This is a genomic window from Erythrobacter sp. (genome assembly GCF_038133525.1).
Lineage (GTDB): Bacteria > Pseudomonadota > Alphaproteobacteria > Sphingomonadales > Sphingomonadaceae > Qipengyuania.
This window is the reverse complement of the sequence record NZ_JAYPTL010000097.1, coordinates 1-7,154: the sequence shown is the minus strand read 5'-3', so window position 1 is coordinate 7,154 and position 7,154 is coordinate 1. Positions and strand designations below refer to the sequence as shown.

The 7,154-nt window shown below is 61.0% G+C and carries 8 protein-coding genes; all 8 read right to left on the bottom strand.

Going from position 1 to position 7,154, the window contains the following annotated elements:
* Window positions 1-215: 215 nt before the first annotated feature.
* A complete protein-coding gene (locus AAFM29_RS16160; RefSeq protein ID WP_341713793.1) occupies window positions 216-1,271 on the bottom strand; it encodes a DNA-directed RNA polymerase subunit alpha in 1,056 nt (351 codons plus the stop codon).
* Window positions 1,272-1,378: 107 nt separating this feature from the next.
* On the bottom strand, window positions 1,379-1,768 hold the full coding sequence (gene rpsK, locus AAFM29_RS16155) for a 30S ribosomal protein S11 (RefSeq protein WP_160607305.1): 390 nt from the start codon (window positions 1,766-1,768) through the stop codon (window positions 1,379-1,381).
* Window positions 1,769-1,821: 53 nt separating this feature from the next.
* On the bottom strand, window positions 1,822-2,190 hold the full coding sequence (gene rpsM, locus AAFM29_RS16150) for a 30S ribosomal protein S13 (RefSeq protein ID WP_341713792.1): 369 nt from the start codon (window positions 2,188-2,190) through the stop codon (window positions 1,822-1,824).
* A gap of 289 nt (window positions 2,191-2,479) precedes the next feature.
* Complete coding sequence (gdhA, locus tag AAFM29_RS16145; protein WP_341713791.1) at window positions 2,480-3,841, bottom strand: NADP-specific glutamate dehydrogenase; 1,362 nt, start codon at window positions 3,839-3,841, stop codon at window positions 2,480-2,482.
* Between the two features lie 88 nt (window positions 3,842-3,929).
* On the bottom strand, window positions 3,930-4,562 hold the full coding sequence (locus tag AAFM29_RS16140; RefSeq protein ID WP_341713790.1) for an SRPBCC family protein: 633 nt from the start codon (window positions 4,560-4,562) through the stop codon (window positions 3,930-3,932).
* A gap of 63 nt (window positions 4,563-4,625) precedes the next feature.
* Window positions 4,626-5,273, bottom strand: a complete 648-nt coding sequence (locus tag AAFM29_RS16135) for an adenylate kinase (RefSeq protein WP_341713789.1) — start codon at window positions 5,271-5,273, stop codon at window positions 4,626-4,628.
* A 35-nt stretch (window positions 5,274-5,308) separates the two neighbouring features.
* Complete coding sequence (gene secY / locus AAFM29_RS16130; protein WP_341713788.1) at window positions 5,309-6,673, bottom strand: preprotein translocase subunit SecY; 1,365 nt, start codon at window positions 6,671-6,673, stop codon at window positions 5,309-5,311.
* Between the two features lie 103 nt (window positions 6,674-6,776).
* On the bottom strand, window positions 6,777-7,154 hold a 378-nt coding region (rplO, locus tag AAFM29_RS16125), incomplete at its 5' end, for a 50S ribosomal protein L15 (RefSeq protein ID WP_341713787.1).

Below are 7,154 nucleotides of genomic sequence, written 5' to 3'. Positions count from 1 at the left end.
TTGCGGAACATCGCGTTGCGGTGGCCGGTCTTGCGCTGCAGCTTGCGGCCGGAAAGTTTGTGACGCATTTCTCTACTTCCTTCTCTTGCCGAGACATCCGGGCGGGAAACCGGTTCCCACTTTCCCTGATGGGCTCGGGCGTTCGTAAAGGGCCCGTTCTAGGTAGCCCGGTACGGGCCGGAATTGCGGGTCCGGCCCATGCCCGTTGCGAGGTCTTAGCCGAGCAGCTCCTGTTCGAGCTTCTTGGCCATTTCCTCGATGTTCTCAGGCGGCCAGCCCGGGATGTCCATGCCGAGGCGCAGGCCCATCGAGCTCAGGACTTCCTTGATCTCGTTGAGCGACTTGCGGCCGAAGTTCGGCGTACGGAGCATCTCGGCCTCGGTCTTCTGGACCAGGTCGCCGATGTAGATGATGTTGTCGTTCTTGAGGCAGTTGGCCGAACGCACCGACAGCTCGAGCTCGTCGACCTTCTTGAGCAGGTAACGGTTGAGCTGGTTGGTGTCGCTTTCCTGCGGCTCGGCGGCGACGCCAATCATGGCGCTCGACGGCTGCGGGATGCCATCCTCGAAGTGGACGAACAGCGTCAGCTGGTCCTGGAGGATGCGCGCGGCATAGGCCACGGCGTCTTCCGGGGTGACGGTGCCATCGGTTTCGACGTTCAGCGAAAGCTTGTCGTAGTCGAGTTCCTGGCCAACGCGGGCGTTCTCGACCTTGTAGCTGACCTGGCGGACCGGCGAATAGAGCGAGTCGACCGGGATCAGGCCGATCGGTGCATCGACCGGACGGTTCATGACTGCCGGGCGATAGCCCTTACCGGTATCGGCGGTGAGCTCCATGTTGAGCGTCGCGCCTTCGTCGAGGTGGCAGATCACGAGATCCTTGTTCATCACCTCAATGTCGCCGGTTACGGCGATGTCGCCGGCCTTCACTTCGGCCGGACCCGTGGCGGACAGCTGCAGGCGCTTTAGGCCCTCGCCTTCCATCTTGAGCGCGATCTGCTTCACGTTCAGGACGATGTCGGTCACGTCCTCGCGCACACCGGCGAGCGAGGAGAATTCGTGCAGCACACCTTCGATCTTGATCGAGGTGATCGCCGCGCCCTGAAGCGAGCTGAGCAGCACGCGACGCAGCGCGTTACCGAGCGTCAGGCCGAAGCCACGCTCGAGCGGTTCGGCAACAAATGTCGCCTTGCGGCTCTTGTCGCCGCCGTCCTTGATTTCAAGGCCGTTGGGTTTCTTGAGTTCCTGCCAGTTCTTGATGTTGACGGACATGAATATCCCCTGGTTCGGATGCGGGCAGGACCGGAGCTCTCTCTCAAGAGCGCCCGGTCCGTGGAGAGTGTCGGTGGCCCGCTAGCGAGCCACCAGGCAGGTACGGATCAGACGCGACGACGCTTGGACGGGCGGACCCCATTGTGCGGGATCGGCGTCACGTCGCGGATCGAAGTAATGGTGAAGCCCACAGCCGCAAGACCGCGCAGAGCGCTCTCGCGGCCCGAGCCCGGACCCTTCACCTCGACCTCAAGGGTGCGCACGCCGTGTTCCGCAGCCTTGCGGCCTGCGTCGTCGGCGGCAACCTGCGCGGCATAGGGAGTCGACTTGCGGCTGCCCTTGAAGCCCATCATGCCAGCGCTGGACCAGCTGATAGCATTGCCCTGCGCGTCGGTGATGGTGATCATGGTGTTGTTGAAGCTGGCATTGATGTGCGCGACGCCGGAAGAAATGTTCTTCTTGTCGCGGCGCCGAATACGGCCGGGTTCGCGTGCCATGGTATGTATTCCTCTATTCTCTCAAGAAGGGAAAAGCGCTGGGAGACCCAGGCTTACTTCTTCTTGCCGGCGATCGGCTTGGCCTTACCCTTGCGGGTACGGGCGTTGGTGTGGGTACGCTGGCCGCGAACGGGCAGGCCGGCACGATGACGAAGGCCGCGGAAGGACTTGAGGTCCATCAGGCGCTTGATGTTCATCGCGGTGTTGCGACGAAGGTCACCTTCAACCGTGTAATCAGCATCGATGGTCTCACGAATGCGCAGAACTTCCTCATCCGAAAGGTCCTGCACGCGACGCGCGTGATCGATACCGAGCTTGTTCGCGATCTCAACGGCCGTGGTGCGGCCGATACCGTGAATGTAGGTGAGCGCGATGATAACGCGCTTGTTGGTGGGGATATTGACCCCGGCAATACGAGCCACTTACTTCTCCATGCTCCACAGGGAACTGCCGGAACGGGCCGACACCCCTATCTCATCGCTCAATTCACCGACCGCTTGCACACGCGGATAACGCAAAAAGCCCGGATGGCGCGCTCAAAGGCTGTCGCCTGCCGGACTCACCGCAAGTGTCGAATGAACCGCGCGCTTAGGCGGATTCGCCCGAGGCGTCAACCGCCTTGCACGCGCAAGGCAACGGAGCCACAAATTTGGGCGATCCGTCACCTTGTCAAAGCGTCCTACACCAGCAAGCTCGGCAGGTCAAAACCTCTCACATGACGCCAAAGGCGAGCATGGCGTCGGCGACCTTCTTGAAGCCCGCAATGTTGGCGCCGCGAACGTAATCGACGTAGCCACCCTCGCTCGTGCCATACTCCACGCACTTCTCGTGAATGCCTTCCATCAGTTCGGTCAGCATCTGGCCAAGCCGTTCGTGGTTCCAGCTGATACGCTCTGAATTCTGGCTCATCTCGAGGCCCGAAACGGCAACGCCACCGGCATTGGCCGCCTTGCCCGGGGCGTAGAGCGTATGCGCATCATGGAACACTTTCACGCCGTCCAAAGTGGTCGGCATGTTGGCACCTTCGCTCACAGCGATCACGCCATTGGCAACCAGCGCCTTGGCTTCCTCTTCATTGAGTTCATTCTGGGTGGCGCAAGGCAGTGCCAGTTCGCAGGGCACATCCCACGGACGCTTGTCGGCGTGGAAACTCGATCCGGTGAAATGGTCGGCATATTCGCTGATCCGGCCACGCTTCACATTCTTGAGATGCTTGATCCAGTCGATCTTCTCCTGGCTCAGGCCCTCCGGATCGTGGATGAACCCTCCGCTGTCGGACAGGGTCAGTACCTTGGCGCCAAGCTGGGTAAGCTTCTCCGCCGCGTGCGTCGCCACATTGCCGGAACCGGAGACGACCGCAGTCTTGCCCGCAACATCATTGCCGACGTGCTTCAGCATGTTCTGCATGAAATAGACCGCGCCATAGCCGGTCGCTTCGGGCCGCATCTTCGAACCACCATATTCGGTGCCCTTACCCGTCAGCACGCCTTCCCAGCGATTGGTGATGCGCTTGTACTGGCCAAACATATAGCCAATCTCGCGCGCGCCGACGCCAATGTCACCTGCAGGCACATCGGTATCCGGCCCGATGTGGCGATAAAGCTCGGTCATGAAGGCCTGGCAGAAGCGCATGACTTCGGCATCGGTCTTGCCCTTGGGATTGAAGTTCGCCCCGCCCTTGCCACCACCCATCGGTAAGCCGGTGAGCGAGTTCTTGAAGGTCTGTTCGAAGGCGAGGAACTTGAGCGTTCCTTCGGTCACACTGGGGTGGAAGCGAATGCCGCCCTTGTAAGGTCCGATGGCGTTGTTGCATTGCACGCGCCAACCGCGCTGAACGCGAACGTTGTGATTGTCGTCTTCCCAGCAAACCCGGAAGGAAACGATCCGATCTGGCTCCGCAATCCGGCGCAGGATCTGAGCGGCGTGGTATTCTTCCTTGTCCTCGATGAAACTGAAGATGTCCTGCGCCACTTCCTGGACCGCCTGGACGAATTCGGGCTGCCCCGGGTTTCGGCGCTTCACGCCCTCCATGAATGTCGGAAAATCGACGTGCCGGTCATAGATCGAAGCCATAGGTCACACCTCTGCTGCTGCCCCTGCTGGGGCTTGATAGATTCTCGTGCGACCAGTGCACCCGTTACCCGGGCGATCTCATTGCCAGTTATTCTCTCTCCAACGCGTCGATCTGCGTTTCGAGACTGGGTTCTTCTTCCGGCTGAACAGCATCCTCTGCAGGCGCCTCCGGCTCGTCAAGCCCGCCAAGATGGTCGCGAAGGCGCTTCAACTGCTGGCTGATGACACCATCGACAGCTTCAGCCAGTTCGGAAGGCTTGTAGCGCATGGAGCCGCCGACGTTGTATTCCCACAGAACCCGGGTGCCACCATCAATCTCCTTGAGGGTCATCGTCAGCACACCGTCTGCCGGCTCGCTTTGCAGAGGCCCAAGCCCCCCACGCAGCCGCAAGACCTTGAGCGGATAAGCTTGCACCACCACCGCGTGGGACACGCTGCCGTCAAGCGAGAAACCGTCCTTGCCGTCCTGTCCCGGTATGCGTTCGCAGAAGCAACCGCCCGCCTGCGGGGTCAGTGTCATGTTCGACGCATCGCCCGACCAGGTGTGTTCGTCGCTCCACCAGTCGCCGGGCTTGGTCAGGGCCAGCCAGGTTTCCCTTGGGTTGGCCGCCACACTCACTGCATCGCGCACCACGAACCCGTCGTCGCGCGTCTCAACCACTTCCGCCGCCACGGGCATGGCAGCAGAAACAGCTAGCGCGGCGATGGCCCAACGAAACATCCTCAACTCCTCTTCGAGTGAGGTCTTAGGCCAAGCGGAAGAACTTGGAAAGGCGGTGCGAAATCAGCGCGAAAGGATCGCGTCGATCGCGTCAGCAACGTCCCCGATCGGCGCCATTCCATCCACTCGACTGACGATCCCGCGCGCTTCATATCCGGGGAGGATCGGTGCCGTCTTGGCTCGATATTCCTGCATCCGGGTGCGGACGGTTTCTTCGTTGTCATCGGGACGACGCTTGAACTCGGTCGAGCCGCACTTGTCGCAAACACCATCTACCTTGGGCAGCTTATAGGTGTCGTGATAGCCTTCACCGCAATTGGCGCAGGTAAAGCGTCCGGTGATGCGTTCCACCAGTGCATCTTCGTCCACGCCCAGCTCAATCACGTGATCGAGGCTGCGACCATGCTTGGCCAGGATCGTATCGAGGCTATCCGCCTGCGCCGCAGTGCGCGGATATCCATCGAAGATGGCGCCGGTTTCGGGGCCCATCGCCGCGAGTTCGGCATCGATCAGCTCGGAAACGATCTCGTCGGAGACCAGTTCGCCGCGATCCATCACCGCCTTGGCCTTCAGGCCGACCGGTGTCCCGGCCTTGACCGCCGCGCGCAACATGTCGCCGGTCGAAAGTTGACGCATGCCATAGCGCTCGACGAGCCGATGCGCCTGGGTGCCCTTGCCTGCGCCCGGAGGGCCCAGAAGGATGATGTCCATGAGAGTCGTGTCCCCCTTCGCCTGCGCAGAATGCCCTAACGCAGACGGCCCTTCAACTTGGCCTTCTTGATGAGATCACCATACTGGTGCGCCAGCAGGTGCGACTGAATCTGGCTGATCGTATCAACAGTGACGTTGACCACGATCAGCAGGCTGGTTCCGCCCAAGAACAGCGGCACGCCAGTCTGCGCAATACCCCATTCGGGAATGACGCAGACGATCGTCAGGTACATCGCCCCGATCACGGTGATGCGGGTCAGGACGAAGTCGAGATATTCCTCGGTCCGCTTGCCTGGCCGGATCCCGGGAATGAAGCCACCGTTCCGCTTGAGATTTTCAGCCGTCTCTTCCGGATTAAACACAATCGCAGTGTAGAAGAAGCTGAAGAAGATGATGCCCGCAGCATAGAGCGCCATGTAGATCGGCTGCCCATGCTGGAGGTATTGCAGGATCGTCTGCAGGATTGAGCCGAAGGTCGTGTCGGTGCTCACCGAATTGCCTGCGAACTGGGTGATCGTGAGCGGCAACAGCAACAGCGAGCTGGCGAAGATCGGCGGGATAACACCGGCGGTGTTGAGCTTGAGCGGCAGGTGCGAACGGTCGGCCTGCATCATCCCCCGCTGCGTGGCCCGCTTGGGATACTGGATCAGCAGGCGGCGCTGGGCGCGCTCCATGAAGCAGATGAACAAGATCACCGCGATTCCGCCAACAAGGAAGCCGATGATCGTACCGGTCGCAATGGAGCCTTCCGAATAACCCTTGCCCATATTGGTAACGAAGGTCGGGAACTGCGCGACGATGCCGGCCATGATGATCAGCGAGACGCCATTGCCGATGCCGCGACTGGTGATCTGTTCACCCAGCCACATCAGGAACATCGTGCCGCCAACAAGGCTGATCACAGCGACGATGCGGAACATGATGCCCGGATCGACGACCGCCTGGAGGCCGCTCTGTGCACCGAAGCTCTCAAGCCCCGCCGCAAGGAACCAGCCCTGAATGGCGCAGAGGAAAACTGTGCCGTAACGCGTGTACTGATTGAGCTTCTGCCGACCCGCGCCGCCTTCCTTCTTCAGCGCTGCCAGGCTCGGATGCAGGGCAGCGGCAAGCTGAACGACGATCGACGAGGTAATATAGGGCATGACGCCGAGCGCGATGAGACTCATGCGCTCAAGGCTGCCACCCGAGAAAGTGTTGAATAGATCGAGGATCCCGCCGCGAGTCTGATCGTAAAGGCTGCTCAGAATCAGCGGGTTTACGCCCGGCAGAGGTACGAAGCTGAGGAAGCGGAAAACAACCAGAGCGCCGATGGTGAACCATATCCGGTTCTTCAGCTCGGTGGCTTTCGAGAAATTGGCGAGACTGAGGTTGCTCGCGATATTATCGGCGCGTGATGCCATTGGTCGTGTTCGATCCTAGCTGGTCGCCGGCCCGTCCCGGCGTCGACCGGACAGATAGGGAGCGGGGAGCGGAATGTCGAACCCCGCCCCCCGATTTTCCCGATTACTTGGCCTTCTTGGCCTTGTTGGCTTCGGCGCGCGCAGCCTTCTTCTCGTGCTCGGGCTGGCCTTTCTCGATGATTTCCACCGAGCCACCAGCCTTTTCGACCGCTGCAACCGCGCCCTTCGAGGCGCCGGCAACCTTGAAGGTAACCTTGGCGGTCAGTTCGCCCTTGCCGAGCAGGCGGACACCGTCCTTGCCACCGCGTGCCAGGCCAGCTGCCTGCAGCGCTTCGTGATCAACGGTCTTCTTCACGTCGAGCTTCTTCGCGTCGATGAACTTCTGGACCATGCCCAGGTTCACTTCGGCGTAGTCCTTGGCGAAGGGGTTGTTGAAGCCGCGCTTCGGCAGGCGCATGTGAAGCGGCATCTGGCCGCCTTC